This is a genomic window from Acidovorax sp. 35-64-16 (assembly GCF_002281195.1).
Lineage (GTDB): Bacteria > Pseudomonadota > Gammaproteobacteria > Burkholderiales > Burkholderiaceae_C > Acidovorax > Acidovorax defluvii.
On record NZ_NCFM01000005.1, the window covers coordinates 92,612 to 108,580 of the forward strand.

16 protein-coding genes and 1 pseudogene are annotated in these 15,969 nt (G+C 65.5%); 12 read left to right on the plus strand and 5 right to left on the minus strand.

Annotated features, from left to right (window positions below):
• Positions 1 to 7: 7 nt before the first annotated feature.
• The 12 genes and pseudogenes from B7Y64_RS05955 (at position 8) to B7Y64_RS06010 (ending at position 10,312) form a co-directional block, all read left to right on the plus strand.
• A complete protein-coding gene (locus B7Y64_RS05955; protein WP_024814216.1) occupies positions 8 to 634 on the plus strand; it encodes a DUF502 domain-containing protein in 627 nt (208 codons plus the stop codon).
• Positions 635 to 674: 40 nt separating this feature from the next.
• The gene (aspS, locus tag B7Y64_RS05960; RefSeq protein ID WP_024814217.1) at positions 675 to 2,489 is read left to right on the plus strand and encodes an aspartate--tRNA ligase; all 1,815 of its coding nucleotides are present in this window, start codon (positions 675 to 677) and stop codon (positions 2,487 to 2,489) included.
• A 65-nt stretch (positions 2,490 to 2,554) separates the two neighbouring features.
• The gene (locus tag B7Y64_RS05965) at positions 2,555 to 3,487 is read left to right on the plus strand and encodes a restriction endonuclease (protein ID WP_291324173.1); all 933 of its coding nucleotides are present in this window, start codon (positions 2,555 to 2,557) and stop codon (positions 3,485 to 3,487) included.
• A gap of 3 nt (positions 3,488 to 3,490) precedes the next feature.
• A complete protein-coding gene (gene nudB, locus B7Y64_RS05970) occupies positions 3,491 to 3,988 on the plus strand; it encodes a dihydroneopterin triphosphate diphosphatase (protein WP_291324172.1) in 498 nt (165 codons plus the stop codon).
• Entirely contained in the window at positions 3,985 to 4,734 is a 750-nt protein-coding gene (locus B7Y64_RS05975) for an endonuclease/exonuclease/phosphatase family protein (protein WP_024814220.1), read from the plus strand. The genes nudB and B7Y64_RS05975 overlap by 4 nt, the downstream gene beginning before the upstream one ends.
• A 7-nt stretch (positions 4,735 to 4,741) precedes the next feature.
• Entirely contained in the window at positions 4,742 to 5,959 is a 1,218-nt protein-coding gene (clsB, locus tag B7Y64_RS05980) for a cardiolipin synthase ClsB (RefSeq protein WP_024814221.1), read from the plus strand.
• 115 nt (positions 5,960 to 6,074) lie between these two features.
• Positions 6,075 to 6,800, plus strand: a complete 726-nt coding sequence (gene folE, locus B7Y64_RS05985; RefSeq protein ID WP_024814222.1) for a GTP cyclohydrolase I — start codon at positions 6,075 to 6,077, stop codon at positions 6,798 to 6,800.
• Between the two features lie 2 nt (positions 6,801 to 6,802).
• Positions 6,803 to 7,225, plus strand: a complete 423-nt coding sequence (locus B7Y64_RS05990; RefSeq protein ID WP_024814223.1) for a BLUF domain-containing protein — start codon at positions 6,803 to 6,805, stop codon at positions 7,223 to 7,225.
• Between the two features lie 214 nt (positions 7,226 to 7,439).
• Positions 7,440 to 8,282 carry a DUF429 domain-containing protein gene (locus B7Y64_RS05995; RefSeq protein WP_291324170.1) on the plus strand — a complete coding sequence of 281 codons (843 nt, stop codon included), beginning with the start codon at positions 7,440 to 7,442 and terminating at the stop codon, positions 8,280 to 8,282.
• Between the two features lie 148 nt (positions 8,283 to 8,430).
• Positions 8,431 to 8,667 (plus strand): hypothetical protein, encoded by a 237-nt coding sequence (locus B7Y64_RS06000; protein ID WP_024814225.1) that lies wholly within the window; start codon positions 8,431 to 8,433, stop codon positions 8,665 to 8,667.
• A 108-nt stretch (positions 8,668 to 8,775) separates the two neighbouring features.
• Positions 8,776 to 9,426, plus strand: coding sequence for a LysE family translocator (locus tag B7Y64_RS06005; RefSeq protein ID WP_291324169.1), 651 nt, complete (start codon positions 8,776 to 8,778; stop codon positions 9,424 to 9,426).
• 144 nt (positions 9,427 to 9,570) lie between these two features.
• Positions 9,571 to 10,312, plus strand: a pseudogene (locus B7Y64_RS06010) (histidine phosphatase family protein).
• Here B7Y64_RS06010 and B7Y64_RS06015 read toward each other — a convergent pair.
• From B7Y64_RS06015 to B7Y64_RS06035, 5 genes are all read right to left on the minus strand, one after another.
• Entirely contained in the window at positions 10,299 to 10,925 is a 627-nt protein-coding gene (locus tag B7Y64_RS06015) for a hypothetical protein (protein WP_291328513.1), read from the minus strand. The pseudogene B7Y64_RS06010 and the gene B7Y64_RS06015 sit on opposite strands and share 14 nt — an antisense overlap.
• A gap of 7 nt (positions 10,926 to 10,932) precedes the next feature.
• Positions 10,933 to 12,342, minus strand: a complete 1,410-nt coding sequence (locus B7Y64_RS06020) for an amidase (RefSeq protein ID WP_291328515.1) — start codon at positions 12,340 to 12,342, stop codon at positions 10,933 to 10,935.
• A gap of 77 nt (positions 12,343 to 12,419) precedes the next feature.
• A complete protein-coding gene (locus B7Y64_RS06025; RefSeq protein WP_291328517.1) occupies positions 12,420 to 13,910 on the minus strand; it encodes an ABC transporter substrate-binding protein in 1,491 nt (496 codons plus the stop codon).
• A gap of 76 nt (positions 13,911 to 13,986) precedes the next feature.
• Complete coding sequence (locus tag B7Y64_RS06030) at positions 13,987 to 14,928, minus strand: ATP-binding cassette domain-containing protein (protein ID WP_291328519.1); 942 nt, start codon at positions 14,926 to 14,928, stop codon at positions 13,987 to 13,989.
• On the minus strand, positions 14,925 to 15,962 hold the full coding sequence (locus B7Y64_RS06035; RefSeq protein ID WP_291328521.1) for an ABC transporter ATP-binding protein: 1,038 nt from the start codon (positions 15,960 to 15,962) through the stop codon (positions 14,925 to 14,927). The genes B7Y64_RS06030 and B7Y64_RS06035 overlap by 4 nt, the downstream gene beginning before the upstream one ends.
• Between the last annotated feature and the right edge of the window lie 7 nt (positions 15,963 to 15,969).

Consider the following 15,969-nt stretch of genomic DNA (forward strand, 5'->3'; position numbering starts at 1 on the left):
ACCCCCCATGTCTGCTTTGCGCAAATGGTTGTTCACCGGCCTGCTGGTGATTGTTCCGGGGGTGATCACCATTGCGGTGCTCAACTGGATCGTGGGTACGCTCGACCAGACCCTGCAGATCCTGCCGCTGGCCTGGCACCCCGACAAGGTGCTCGGATTCCATATCCCCGGCTTTGGCGTGCTGCTGACCCTGCTGATCCTGCTGGTGGTGGGCGCAACGGCCAGCAATTTTGCCGGGCGCAAGCTGGTGCAGTGGGGCGACCGGCTGGTCAGCCGCATCCCGGTGGTGCGCTCCATCTATTCAAGCGTCAAGCAGGTCTCGGATACGCTGTTTTCCGAAAGCGGCAATGCCTTTCGCACCGCCGTGCTGGTGCAATGGCCCCGTGAAGGGGTCTGGACCGTCGCCTTCATCACGGGCACGCCCAACGGTGAGGTGGCAGCGTATCTGCGCGATGAATTTGTCAGCGTGTATGTGCCCACCACCCCCAATCCCACGGGTGGGTATTTTGTGATGGTGCGCAAGAGCGACTGTGTCGAGCTCGACATGAGCGTGGATGCAGCGCTCAAATACATTATTTCGATGGGTGTGGTCGCTCCTTCCGACCCCGCCCTTGCCCCTGTCTCCCCCAAGTGAATCCCCTTTAATGCGCCACAGCGGCGCCGGAAGTTTTGCCATGGCCATGCGTTCCCACTATTGCGGTCTTGTGACCGAAGCCCTTCTGGGCCAAACCGTCACCCTGTCGGGCTGGGTGAATCGCCGCCGCGACCATGGCGGCGTGATCTTCATCGACCTGCGCGACCGCGAAGGCTCGGTGCAGGTGGTCTGCGACCCGGACCGGGCCGAGATGTTCAAGACGGCCGAAGACGTGCGCAACGAGTTCTGCGTGCAGGTCAAGGGCCTGGTGCGCGCACGCCCCGCAGGCACCACCAATGACAGCCTGAGCAGCGGCAAGATCGAGGTGCTGTGCCATGAGCTGAACGTGCTCAACCCGTCGGTCACGCCTCCGTTCCAGATCGATGAGGAAAACCTCTCCGAGACCACGCGCCTCACGCACCGCGTGCTGGATTTGCGCCGCCCCTACATGCAAAACAACCTGATGCTGCGTTACCGCGTGTCCATGGAAGTGCGCAAGTTCCTCGATGCCAACGGTTTCATCGACATCGAAACCCCCATGCTCACCAAGAGCACGCCCGAAGGCGCGCGCGACTACCTCGTGCCCAGCCGCGTGCACGACGGCCACTTTTTTGCGCTGCCGCAATCGCCTCAGCTGTTCAAGCAGCTCTTGATGGTGGCGGGCTTTGACCGCTATTACCAGATCACCAAGTGCTTCCGCGACGAAGACCTGCGTGCCGACCGCCAGCCCGAGTTCACGCAGATCGATATCGAAACCTCGTTCATGGACGAGCAGGAAATCCGCGACATGTTCCAGGGCATGATCAAGACGGTGTTCCAGAACACGCTGAACGTGGACCTGGGCGAATTCCCGGTCATGACATACCAGGACGCTGCCCACCGCTTCGGCTCTGACAAGCCCGACCTGCGCGTCAAGCTCGAATTCACCGAACTTACCGACGTCATGAAGGACGTGGATTTCAAGGTGTTTTCGGGCGCCGCCAACATGAAGGGCGGCCGCGTGGTGGCCCTGCGCGTGCCTGGTGGCTCTGTGGAAGGCGGCGGCATCAGCCGCGGCGAGATCGATGCCTACACCGAGTTCGTCAAGATCTACGGCGCCAAGGGCCTGGCCTACATCCGCGTCAACGAGCTGGCCAAGGGCCGCGATGGCCTGCAATCGCCCATCGTGAAAAACATCCACGACGTGGCCCTGGCAGAAGTATTGAAGCGCACTGGCGCACAAGACGGCGACCTGATCTTCTTCGGCGCCGACAAGGAAAAGATCGTCAACGACGCCATCGGTGCACTGCGCCTGAAGATCGGCCACAGCGAATTCGGCAAGAAGAACGGCCTGTTTGAAGACCGCTGGGCCCCGCTGTGGGTGGTCGACTTCCCGATGTTCGAGCACGACGAAGAGAACGACCGCTGGGTCGCCGTGCACCACCCCTTCACCGCACCCAAGGACGGCCACGAGGACTACATGGTCACCGCGCCCGAGAAGTGCATCTCCAAGGGCTACGACATGGTGTTGAACGGCTGGGAGATGGGCGGTGGCTCGGTGCGTATTCACCGCGCCGACGTGCAGCAAAAAGTGTTCGATGCCCTCAAGATCACGCCCGAAGAAGCGCAGCAGAAGTTCGGCTTCCTGCTCGACGCCCTGCAATACGGTGCGCCCCCTCACGGTGGCCTGGCCTTCGGCCTGGACCGCATCGTTACGCTGATGACGGGCGCCGAGTCCATCCGCGACGTGATCGCCTTCCCCAAGACCCAGCGCGCCCAGTGCCTGCTAACCCAGGCGCCTTCCGTTGTGGATGAAAAACAGCTGCGCGAATTGCACATCCGTCTGCGCAATCTGGATGCCGTGAAAGCGGGCTGACCGCACAGCCCTTCGGGCAGAATCAAGGGCGCCCCTGGGCGCCCTTTTTTATTGGAGAGACGTTTGTGAATAAGCCTCTGTCGAAGTCCAACGTGCTGGCGAGCAAAGTGATTTTTGCTGCGATGACCATTTTGCGAGATGGTGGCGGCCAGATGAAAGCGGCTGAAATTTTCGATGCCATTCCGCAGAAATTGACGTTGGACGACTGGGCGCAGGAGGTCATTGAAAGCAATGGTTTGGCCCGCTGGCGATCCTATGTGCATTTCTTTTCGGTGGATGCGGTAAAGGCGGGATACCTGCTCAAGACAAAGGGCATCTGGCAGATTACTTCTTCGGGTGTGCAAGCGCTCTCGCTGGGGGAACTGGGCTATTTTTTGGCTGCCCGTGAGTGCTACCGTGCCTGGAAGCGGCAACAATTGAATTCGCCGGACATTGCACTGCCGCAGGGGAGTGACGCGGATGACGCTTCCGTAACGCAGGAACCACCGGAGGATCAGTTCGAGCGCTTGCGCAAGGAGGTCAACTCGGTACTGGCGGCGGAAATTCTGGAAGTTGTTAAAACCAACTCTTGGCAGTTCTTCGAACGACTTGTCGTTCAACTGCTGCTTGCCATGGGATATGGAGGAACAGGAGGCATGGGGCTGGCATTGCAGCGTGGCGGTGATGGCGGTGTAGACGGGTTTATCAATCAGGACAAGTTGGGTTTGGATATTGTGTATGTGCAGGCCAAGCGGTGGGCCGATCAGACAGTGGGGCGGCCAGAGATTCAGCAGTTTGTGGGGGCGCTAGCCGGACGACAAGCCAACCGCGGTGTGTTCATCACGACTTCAAGATTCAGCGCAGATGCTCGCGACTACGTAAAGCCATTGCATGTCCGGGTGATCTTGATTGATGGCGAGTTGTTGGCTCAGCTCATGATCGAGCACGGCGTGGGAGTGTCGACGTGGAAGTCCTACGAACTCAAACGCATCGACTCCGATTTTTTCAGCGAAGAGTGATCCATGGCGCTGGAGCAGGACGGGGCGACGACTCCCCGTGCGTTCAAGATTCCAGAATCCGTGCTGGTGGTGATCCACACGCCCGCACTCGATGTGCTGCTGATCCGCCGCGCCATCGATGCCCCCGATGGCCAGGCGTTCTGGCAATCGGTGACCGGCAGCAAGGACAGCCTGCAGGAAGACTGGCGCGAAACCGCCGCGCGTGAGGCGCTTGAGGAAACCGGCCTGTGCGCAGATGCGCCGGGCTGCACGCTGCGTGACTGGGGCCTGGAAAATGTGTACGACATTTACCCAGAGTGGCTGCACCGCTACGCACCCGGGGTGCGGCGCAATACCGAGCGTGTGTTCAGCCTGCAGGTGCCCGCCGCCGTGCCGGTGGTGCTGAGCCCGCGCGAGCACACCGCCTGGGCCTGGTGGCCGTGGCGCGAGGCGGCCGATCGCTGCTTCTCACCATCGAACGCCGAGGCCATCCTGTTGCTGCCACAATTTGCCTACTCATGACCCCATCCCACACCGCATCCGACATTCTGCGCATTGCCACCTACAACATCCACAAGGGTGTTCAGGGCCTTGGCCCGGCGCGCCGGCTGGAGATCCACAACCTGGGGCTGGCCGTAGAGCAGCTCGATGCCGACATCGTCTGCCTGCAGGAGGTACGCAAGCTGCACCGCCGCGAGGCCGCGTATTTTCAGCGCTGGCCCGATGTGCCGCAGGCCGAGTACCTGGCGCCCGAGGGCTACGAGGCGGTGTACCGCACCAACGCCTTCACCAAACATGGCGAGCATGGCAATGCGCTGCTGTCGCGCTGGCCGGTGATCGGGCACCAGCATGAGGATATTTCTGACCACCGGTTCGAGCAGCGCGGCCTGCTGCATGTGGAAGTGGATGCGCATGGCCGCCGTGTGCATGTGATCGTGGTGCACCTGGGGCTGATTCCCGGCAGCCGGGTGCGGCAGGTCGATCGCCTGCAGCAGTTCATCGAGCGCGAGGTGCCCCCGGGCTCGCCGGTGGTGGTGGCCGGTGATTTCAACGACTGGGGGGCACAGATCAAACGCATGCTGTCGGGCTTTGGTCTGTATGAGTTTGATGCGCCGCGCGCCTTCACCTACCCCGCGCGACTGCCGCTGGTGCAGCTGGACCATGTCTACGTGCGCGGGCTCGAGCCGCTGGGGCTGCATGTGCCGCGGGGGCGGATCTGGTGGCGCATGTCCGACCACCTGCCGCTGATTGCCGAGTTCAAACTTTGACCCGCCGATGACTCGGGTGGCCGATTTCGCCAAAGACCACCGGGTGCACCTGTTGCAGGGCGCGCAGGAGCTGTTTCCCGCCTTGATCGAGGCGATGGATGCGGCGCTGTCCGACATCCAGTTCGAGACCTACATCTTTGACTTCACCGGCGCGGGGGCGCAGGTGGCCGAGGCGCTGATTCGCGCGGCGCAGCGCGGTGTGCGCACGCATTTGGTGGTGGATGGCGTGGGCACCGGGCCGTTGCCAAAGGCGTGGCAGCAGCGCATGAAGTCGGCTGGGGTGCAGGTACGGGTGTATTCACCGCTGGGGCCGCTGGGGCTGCTGCTGCCCCACCGCTGGCGCCGCCTGCACCGCAAGCTGTGCGTGGTCGATGGGCTGGTGGTGTTTTGTGGCGGCATCAATGTGCTGGACGATCTTTACGACCCCAACTACGGCGATCTGGATGCACCGCGCTTCGATTTTGCCGTGCAGGCGACCGGCTCCCTGGCGGCGCAGGCGAGCCGGACCATGGAACTCCTGTGGTGGCGCATGCAGGCGGTGCGCGATGTGCGCCTGAACCGCTTGCCGCAAGCCGTGCGCGACCTGCGCGCCGCCAGCGCCACCCGCCACGCCAGCCAGCAGGACCCGGAGGCGCGCGGCATGCGGGCTGCGCTGGTGCTGCGCGACAACGTGCGCAACCGCAGCCGCATCGAAAAGGCCTACCGGCGCGCCATTGGCGCAGCGCGCCACGACATCATCATTGCCAACGCGTATTTCATGCCCGGCGGCAAGCTGCGCCGCGCGCTGATTCTGGCGGCCAAGCGCGGCGTGCGCGTGCAGCTGTTGCTGCAGGGGCGCTATGAATACTTCATGCAGTACCACGCGGCGCGGCCGGTATATGGCGCACTGCTGGCCGCCGGTGTGGAGATCCACGAATACGAACCCAGTTTTTTGCACGCCAAGGTGGCGGTGATCGATGCCCATGGCGACAAGCCCTGGGCCACCGTAGGTTCGTCCAACCTCGACCCTTTAAGCCTGCTGCTGGCGCGCGAGGCCAATGTGGTGGTCCAGGATGCCGCCTTTGCCATCGACCTGCGCCAGCGCCTGGTGCACGCCATGCAGCACGCCGGGCGGCGCATGGACCCTGCCCGTTACGCTGGCCGCCCGCTGCGCCAGCGCGTGCTCGATCGCGTGGCCTTTGGCCTGATGCGCCTGGCCTTGTGGGTCACCGGCAACCGATACTGAGCACGGATTGGGTCGTTTGCTATTGAATATATAGCTGCTGACGCTTGCTGCATAAGCGCTAGCGCCCTAAAACCCTTGAAATGATGGGGCGGGCATTCACTGGTAGGATGCAGCCATGTCCAGTCAACCAGACGCCGATATGACGCACTTTCCGCCGGATGAAGGCACGCCTGTTTCCGTGAAAATCCGCGAGCGCATCACTGCGGCGCGCAAACGTTTCAACGCCAACGACAACATTGCCGAGTTCATCCAGCCGGGCGAGCTGGAAAAGCTGCTTGACGAGGTCGAGGTGAAGATGCAGGGCGTGCTCGACAGCCTCGTCATCCACACCGAGGGCGACCACAACACCCAGGCCACCGCGCGCCGCGTGGCCAAGATGTACCTCAACGAGGTGTTCAAGGGCCGTTATGTCGAGCAGCCACCGATCACCGAGTTTCCCAATGCCGAGCACCTCAATGAGCTCATGATCGTGGGGCCGCTCACGGTGCGCAGCGCCTGCAGCCACCATTTTTGCCCCGTCATCGGGAAGATCTGGATCGGCATCATGCCCAACGAGCACACCAACGTGATCGGTTTGTCCAAGTACGCCCGCTTGGTCGACTGGATCATGGGCCGCCCCCAGATCCAGGAAGAAGCCGTGGTGCAACTGGCCGACCTCATCATGGAAAAGACCCAGCCCGACGGCCTGGCCGTGGTCATGGAGGCCAGCCACTTTTGCATGTCCTGGCGCGGCGTGCGCGAGATGGACAGCAAGATGATCAACTCCGTGATGCGCGGCGTGTTCCTGAAAGACAGTGCGCTGCGCCGCGAATTCCTCTCGCTCATTCCAGGAAGGAACTGACCATGTTGGTACGCCTGCTTTACGCCAGCCGCGCGGTGGACACATCGCCCGCCGCCATCGAAGCCATCCTCACCCAGTCGCGCCAGCACAACCCGGGCAGCGGCATCACGGGCATTCTTTGCTACGGCGGCGGGGTTTTCCTGCAGGCCATCGAGGGCGGCCGCTCCGCAGTCAACGAGCTGTATGGCCACATCCAGCGCGACCCGCGCCACAAGAGCGTCGAGCTGCTGCACTACGAAGAGATTGCCGAGCGGCGCTTTGGCGGCTGGACCATGGGGCAGGTCAACCTGTCCAAGATCAACCACTCCATCCTGCTCAAATACTCCGAAAAGCCTGAGCTCGATCCGTATGCGGTGTCGGGCAAGGTGTCATTTGCGCTGCTCGAAGAACTCATGGCGACCGCCTCCATCATCGGCCGCGCCTGAAAGGCGGAGCGCTTTGCTACTGCGCGGCCTGATCTTGCGCCTGTGGTACTCGCCGCACGGGAGTGCGGCTGCGTTCCTCGACGCAAGCTGAGGCCGCTCGCTACGCAAATCGCCCCACCTTTCTGTTTGGGTGAGTTTTTTCTGGGTCGCAGGCCGACGTTGTCGGCGCTGCGGCTTTTTGCTTTCCAGCTTCGCTGATTTGTGACAACAGCCCATGACGACCGATTCGGCCATACCCTCATTGCTGCTGGGCTGCGACTTCTCCAGCAGCCCCAGCCGGCGCAAACCCATTGTGCTGGCGCAGGGCCAGCGCGTGGCGGCGCGGGTGCAGTTGCTGGGCCTGGAAACCTTTGACACGCTGGATGGTCTGGCGCGCTGGCTGGCTGCGCCGCGTGCCTGGGTGGGTGGGTTCGATTTGCCCTTTGGCCTGCCGCGCGAGCTGGTGCAGGCGCTGGGCTGGCCGCTGCAGTGGCATGCGTGCATGCAGCACTACCGCGCGCTCTCGCGGGAGCAGATTCGCGATGCGTTTGCCGCCTTTTGCGCCGCGCGGCCCGTGGGCGGCAAGTTTGCCCACCGGGCCACCGATGGCCCAGCGGGCTCCAGCCCCTCCATGAAATGGGTCAACCCGCCCGTGGCCTACATGCTGCACGCTGGCGTGCCGCTGCTGCTGGACGCCGGGGTGCACCTGCCCGGCCTGCACCCCGGCGACCTGCAGCGCGTGGCGCTGGAGGCCTACCCCGGCCTGCTCGCGCGCGAGGTGCTGCAGCGGCGCAGCTACAAAAGCGACGACCGCGCCAAGCAAACGCCCGACCGCCTGATTGCCCGCAAAGACCTGGTGCACGCGCTGGAGATGGGCCAGAGCCGCCTGGGCTTGCGCCTCAAGCTCAGCCACGCCCAGCGCGATGCCCTGGTGGACGACGCCAGCGGCGACCGGCTGGACGCCGTGCTGTGCCTGCTGCAGGCCGCCTGGGCGCAGCGGCGCCACGAGGAGGGCGATGCGCTGTATGGGCTGCCGCCCGGATTGGATGGTCTGGAAGGCTGGATTGTCACGGCCTGAGACACGATCCGGATCGATGCCCCGGGACATGCGCCCCGGTGATGTGTCCCCAGTTGTGCCCCCCGGACATGCGCCCCGGACATGCGCCCCATCGTGCTGTCCTACCATGGCATCATTCACCCACGCCCCACGTCTTGTTCACGCCTTGATGCCCACCATTCACCGAATCTCGCGTCCCCCTGTGTGGATCGCCGTGGCGGCAGGGCTGCTCTGCGCCGCAGCTCTGGCAGCGCCCGCGCCCTGGTATTACTGGCGCAGCCAGGTGGATGGCCAACGCATCTGTGCGCAGACCTCGCCCGGCGTGGGCTGGACGCGTGACAGCGATGCATTTGAAGGCCCCGGCTGCCAGCCGCGCCGCCGCGTGATCGTGGTGCCCATGCGCTGAAGCGGTCGCGTCGGCGGTCTGGGGTCACTTGCCCGCCCGCCTGTGCGGACGGCGCTGTCGTTGACGTTGGCACAATGGACGGTCCCGTCCTCGCAAATTTTCCAAGCCATGCCTGCTTTCGAAACCCTGCTCACGTTCTTTGGCGTATCGGTCCTGCTGGGGCTCACGCCCGGCCCCGACAACCTGTTTGTGCTGCTGCAATCTGCCCAGCGCGGCTGGCGTGCCGGCATGGCGGTGGTGCTGGGCCTGTGCGCGGGCCTGGTGGTGCACACGGCGGCGGTGGCCCTGGGGCTGGCGGCCGTGTTTGCCGCATCGGCCATGGCGTTCACCGTGCTGAAATATTGCGGCGCGGCCTATCTGGCTTACCTGGCATGGCAGGCCCTGCGCGCGCCCGCCGCCACGGCCCAGGAGCCCGCCTCTGCCCCAGGAAGCCAAGGCAAACAAGGCGGCCCCAGCCTGGGGCGCATGGTGGGGCGCGGCATGGTCATGAACCTCACCAACCCCAAGGTGCTGGTGTTCTTCCTGGCTTTTTTGCCGCAGTTCGCCGACCCGGCGCGCGGAAGCGTGGCGCTGCAACTCATGGTGCTGGGGGTGGTGTTCATGCTGGCCACGCTGCTGGTGTTTGGTGCCATCGCCTGCTTTTCGGGGGGCTTTGGGGCGCTGCTGCAACGCTCGGCACGCGCGCAGACGGTGCTCAACCGGGTGGCGGGCCTGGTGTTTCTGGGGCTTGCGGTGCGGCTGGCCACGGCCGAGCGCTGAACTTGGGGTGCCCGCTGCCCACCCACCCAGAGGGCCGGCAAGGCAAACAAGCCACTATTAAAATAATAGCTAGTTGCGCTTGCTGTATAAGCGCTAGAGCATGAAAACACTTGTATTTTTGTGCCGGCATTTGATAATGGGCGCATGACCGAACTCATCCTCATCCGCCATGGCGAAACCGACTGGAACCGCGAGCTGCGCTTCCAGGGCCAGGTGGATGTGCCCCTCAACGCCACCGGGCACGAGCAGGCCCGCCGCCTGGCGCAGCGGCTGGTGGCGGAGCGCCTGGCGGTCGATCACCTGGTGTGCAGCGACCTCATCCGCACGCGGCAGACGGCGCAGCCCGCGCTGGCCGCGTTGCTGCCGCAACTGTCGCTCGATGCCCTGACCGACCCGCGCCTGCGCGAGCAGCATTTTGGTGTGGTCGATGGCATGCGCGTGGACGACATCAAGGCCCGGCACGCGCAAGCATGGGCGCAGTGGCTGCGCTTTGATGCCGATGGTGGCATGCCCGGCGGCGAGACGGCACGGCAGTTTCACGCGCGGGTCATGGAGGCACTGCGCGGCCTGGCCCAGCAGCACGCGGGGCAAACCATCGTCGTGGTCACGCACGGCGGGGTGCTCGACATGGTGTGGCGCACGGCGCACGGCGCGCGGCCTGGGGCTGGGCGGCCCGCGCCAGAGCGACATCCCCAACGCGGGCCTCAACCGCGTGCGCCTGCAGGGCGATGCCATCGACATCGTGCACTGGGCCGACACGCAGCATCTGGCTGATCTGCCAGCGCAGCCGGTGTATGACCAGACCCGGCTGCTGGCTGTCGAGGGCGTTACAGGCGTTATGGGCGATACGGGCGCTCAGAGCGCAAAGGGGGTTACGCGCCCTTGACGTCCTTGCCGCCCTTGACCAACGCCAGATAAGCGCTGCGGGTTTGCGGCGACACCGAATCGACCAGCTGCTCGTGCGGCGTCTTGTGCCGCGCCAGCATGCGCGCCGTGGCGATGGTTTTCGATTTGCAGAACCAGTGGCAGGTGTGCTGCATCAGGAACAGCTCGGCCGACATCGTGAAGGCCTTGTCGCGCGGGGCCAGCTGGGCCGCGTTGCGGGCCATGTTTTCGATGCCCCGGGCGTGGATGGCCAGGGCCTTGCGCATGTCGAAGGTGGTGCCGGGAAACAGCTGGCTGGCAAAGGGTATCGCCATGGCAAAGCGGCTGACGCGGGCATCGGCTTCGTTCACCTGGGCGAACTCGGCGGCGAAACGGTTGAACTGCTCGCTCAGCTGTGATTCGGTGGTGGTCAGCAGGCTCCAGATCTGGTCCCGCCGCTCGGGCGTGCTTTCGCCCAGCGCCCGCAGATAGCCCTCGGTGAGGGCCTCCATGAGTTTTTCGATCTGGTAGTGGCCTAGGTGGCTGGCCAGGAGGGCAATGCGTTTACGCTGCTGCTGGTGGTTGACGATGTAGCTGCCGATGGCGATCAGGAGGGCGAGGGTGAGAATGTCCATGGCCTGTTTATATCCTTGGCGGCTGAGGCCAGGCTTTCTGTGGGGGGCGAATTTGCTCGAATGCGCGGGCCACCTGCAGCACGCCCAGGTCGTCAAAGCGCGGCCCGGCGATCTGCAGGCCAATGGGCAAGGGATGCAGGCCGCTGGTGTAGCCGCAGTTCACCGAAGCGGCGGGTTGCTCTGACATGTTGTAGGGCACGGTGAAGCCGATGTGTTCCAGCGGCCGCAGCGGGTCGTTGGTGGGCGAGGGCAGCTCGGCCGCAAACGCCGCCATGGGTGCCACGGGCGAGATCACGTAGTCGAACGCGCTGCAGGCGCGCACGGTGGCCACGCGGGTCAGGTGGAACTGCTGGCTGGCATGGAACACCTCGGTGCCGCTCAGGCCCGCAGCGCTGTCGGCCCAGGCACGGATGTAGGGCAGCACCTTGTCGCGCTGCCCGGCTGGCAGGGCCTGCAGGTCGATGTGCGAGCGCATGCGCCAGAAATGGTCCATGCCGTCGAGCATGGCCTGCGTCATGAAAGGCTGCATGGGCACGATGTGGGCGCCGGCCTGTTCCAGCCAGCGGGCGGCCTGCTCGACGGCGGCGCGCACCTCGGGCTGTACCGGCAGGCCGCAGCCGGCATCCAGCAGCAGGCCTATGCGCAGGCCGCGCAGGTGCCCCACCCCCTGGTCAAACTGGCCCCAGGCAATGTCCTGCGCGGGCAAGGCCATGCTGTCGCGTGCGTCGCCCTGGCTCAGCACCTGCATCATCAATGCGGCGTCTGCCACGGTGCGTGTCATGGGGCCGGCGGCACGGCCGGTGTAGGGTGGGTCGATGGGGATGCGGCCCAGGCTGGGTTTGAGGCTGAAGATGCCGCACCAGCTGGCCGGCAGGCGCAGCGAGCCGCCGATGTCGGTGCCGATGTGCAGCGGGCCGTAGCCGGCGGCGGCCGCAGCGCCAGCACCGGCGCTGGAGCCACCGGGGCCTTTGGACAGGTCCCAGGGGTTGCGCGCCAGCGCGTGAAAGCTCGACAGGCCCGATGACAGCATGCCGTAGTCGGGCATGGTGGTCTTGGCCACGATGACCGCGCCCGCTTCGCGCAGGCGTGCCGCAGGCGGGGCGTCGGCGGCGGTGGGCACCAGCGCGGTGGCCGCAGTGCCCAGCGGCATGGGGTCGCCGCGCGTGGCGATGTTCTCCTTGATGGTGGCGGGCACGCCATCGAGCGCCCCCAGCGGCTCGCCACGCAACCAGCGGGCCTCCGACGCCGCTGCCTGCGCCAGGGCGGCTTGGGGGCGCAGCAGGTAGGTGGCCCGGATATGGGGCTCCCAGCGCTCCATATGGGCCAGCACGTCGGTGACCACCTCGACCGGGGACAAGGTGCGCTGGCGGTAGGCCGAGAGCAGGGCGTGGGCGGGCAGGTCGTGCAGGGCGCTCATGGTGCGGTTTTTTCAGGGATGGACGGGCCAGGCCGCGCGCCGGGCTGTCAGGGCCCGGGGCGCCGCTGCTGCGGTTTTCAGGACCAGGAAAGGGCCGACAGATCGTTCACAAAGATAGGCATGTCTTTCCACAGCCCCTTGAGGTTTTTGTTGGCCACGGTCACCCATTGCGGCTGGTAGAGAAAACCATGCACGGCCTCTTCGGCCAGCAGGCGCTGCGCATCGCCCAGCAGGCGGGCGCGGTCGGCGGGGCGCGGGGCGTTCTTGATTTTTTCAAACAGCGTGCTGAACTGGGGCGAGTTGTAGCCCCAGTAATAGTCGGGCTTGGCAAAGTTGCCCAGGTCAAAGGGCTCGACGTGGGAGATCAGGGTGAGGTCGTAGTTCTTGTTGCCATAGGTGCCGCTGAGCCACTGGGCCCATTCCACATTCTGGATCTTGGCCACGATGCCGATCTTGGCCAGCTGCGCTGCAATCACCTCGCCGCCCTGGCGCGCGTAGGGCGGCGGGGGCAGCGTGAGGGTGAGCGTGAGCGGGGTCTTGACACCCGCTTCGGTCAGCAGTTTTTTGGCCTTGTCGATGTCGAACGGGTTGATGCCCGTGGTGTCCACGTAGCCGAATGCGCCCGGCACATAGTGGCTGCCAATGGGCACGCCAAAGCCGTCGCCGGCGCCTTCGATGATGGCCTTGCGGTCGATGGCGGCGGCGATGGCTCGGCGCACACGCAGGTCGTTCAGGGGCTTGCGGTCGTTGTTGATGGCCAGAATGGTCTTGGCTCGGGATCCGCTCACCACCACCTGAAAGCGCGGGTTGGCCTTGAACTGGGCCACGCTGCGTGGCGTGACGCGGGCAAACGCGTCCACATCACCGGCCAGCAGCGCCGCCACCTGCGCGGCAGGGTCGGAGATGAAGCGGAACGTGGCCCGACGCATCTTGATGCTGGCGGGCGCGCGAAAGCCCGGCCAGGCGTTCAGCGTGATGGACGCACCCTTGTTCCATGCGCCGAGAACGTAGGGGCCGGTGCCCACGGGCCGCGTGGCATTGGTGGCGGCACTTTTGGGCTCGACGATGATGGCCGTGGCCTGGCCCAGCACAAACAGGAAATCCGGGTCGATGTCCTTGTGGATCAGCACCACGGTGTGGTCATCCACCACCTGGGTGGTGAGGCTGGCAAAGGTGCGCTTGTCCTTGTTGGTGCTCTTGTCGCTGCCCGCGCGGTCGAACGAGAATTTGACCGCATCGGCCGTGAAGGGCACGCCGTTGCTGAACTTCACCCCCCGGCGCAGGCGCAGGGTGTAGGTCTTGAGGTCGGGCGACACCTCCCAGCTCTCGGCCAGCAGCGGCGACACACTGCCGTCGGCATTGATCTTGGTGAGCGTCTCGAAGATGTTGTAGTGAACGATCTCGGCAATGGCCGAGGCGGCACCGGCGGTCGGGTCCAGCCCCGGCGGTTCCAGCGTCATGGCCAGCACCACGGTGTCCTTGCTGGTTTTGGCCAGCGCGCCCCAGGGCGCGGCAAGGGGCACCGCGGCGATGGCGCCAGTGGCAAGGATTGAGCGGCGGTTCAGCATGTTTGAGTTCTCCAGACGGAAACCTGTGGAAGGGGCGCGGGCCGGCAGATGCGTGGCCGACGGGGCTGAGGGCTTTTTACACCATCGTGCGCGCGGCGCCGCCGGCCAGCGGCGCACGGCGGGCACGGGCACGCCCGGGCTCGATGCGCGGCACGGCGTTGAGCAGGGCGCGCGTGTAGGGGTGCTGCGCGTTGTGAAACAGCTCCTGCGGCGTGCCGCGCTCCACAATGCGCCCCTGGTACAGCACCACCACCTCGTCGCACAGGTGGTTCACCACGGCCAGGTCGTGGCTGATGAGCAGGTAGGTGATGCCGAATTCCTGCTGCAAATCCAGCATCAGGTTGAGCACCTGCGCCTGCACCGACACATCAAGCGCGCTCACGGGCTCGTCGGCCACGATGAGGCGGGGGCGGGTGATGAGTGCGCGCGCAATCGCAATGCGCTGGCGCTGGCCGCCCGAAAACTCGTGCGGGTATTTGTCCAGGTCGGTGCTGCGCAGGCCCACCTGCGCCAGCACCTGCGCGGCCTGCTCGCGCTGCTCGGCGCGGCTGGTAGCACGCTGGGCCTGCAGGGGTTCGGTGACGATGCGCTGCACGGTGTGGTGTGGGTCCAGCGAGCCATAGGGGTCCTGGAACACCATCTGAAAGTCGCGCCGCGCGTGGCGCAGCTCGGCGGCGGGCAAGCGGTGCAGGTCGCGGCCCAGCAGGTGCACCGCGCCGCTGGTGGGCGTGTCGAGCGCCATCACCAGCCGGGCCAGCGTGGATTTGCCCGAGCCCGATTCACCCACGATGCCCAGGCTGCGGCCCGCCGCCACGGTGAAATCCACGCCCTGCAGCGCCTGCACCTGCTGCGGCGGCTGAAAAAGGCGCGTGCGCGGCAGCGGGTAGTGGCGCACCAGTTGCGTCACCTGCAGCAGGGGGGGGTGCGCATCGGCAGGTGTTTTTGAGTCAAATTTGCATGTAGCGCTTATGGGGTAAGCGTTACCAGCTATCAAATCAGGAATGGTTGCGGTATTCATGCGCCAACCTCCGGTGCGGCGGGCATGGCATCGAGCCGGATGCAGCGCGCCATATGCCCCGCACCCAAAGCGCCCAAAGCACCCAATGGCACCGGTGGCGGCGGGGTGGTGTGGCAGGCGTCCATGGTGAAGCCGCAGCGCCCCGCAAAGGGGCAACCGGCGGGCAGATGGGCCAGCTCGGGCACGGTGCCCGCAATGGTTGCCAGGCGCGGGCGCTCGCCGCGGCGGTGCGGCACCAGTTGCGGGCGCGCCGCAAAAAGGCCGCGCGTGTAGGGGTGGGCCATGGTCGCGAAGACAGCCTCTGTGGGGCCGCTTTCCACCACGGAGCCGCCATACATCACCAGCATGCGGTCGGCGTTTTGCGAGATCACGCCCAGGTCGTGCGAAATCAGGATGAGCGCCATGCCGCGCTCGGCCACCAGGTCGCTGATGAGGTCCAGAATCTGCTGCTGCACGGTCACATCCAGCGCCGTGGTGGGCTCGTCGGCAATCAGCAGGTCGGGCCCGCAGGCCAGCGCCATGGCGATGGTGATGCGCTGGCGCTGCCCGCCCGAGAACTGGTGCGGATAGGCATCCAGGCGCCGCGCGGCATCGGCAATACCCACGCGCTCCAGCAGGGCCAGAGCCTCGCGGCGAGCCGCTGCACGGCCCAGGCCGCGGTGCAGCCGCAGGGGCTCGGCCACCTGGTCCCCAATGCGGTGCACGGGGTTCAGTGCCGTCATGGGCTCCTGGAACACCATGCCGATGCGGTTGCCGCGCAGGCGGCACAGCGCGCGGTCGTCCAGCCCCACCAGCTCCTGCCCATCCAGAAGAATGCTGCCACTGGCCTGCGCGGCGTCGGGCAGCAGGCCCATGAGCGCCAGGGCGGTGAGTGATTTGCCACAGCCCGATTCGCCCACCAGGCCCAGCGTTTCGCCGCGGTGAAGCGTGAAATCGATGCCACGCACCGCGTCGACAGCACCCTGGTGCGTGTGCAGGTGCACGCGCAGGTCGGTGACTTGCAGCAGGGGGGTGGGTGGGGATTGGGTGTTCATCGGAGCG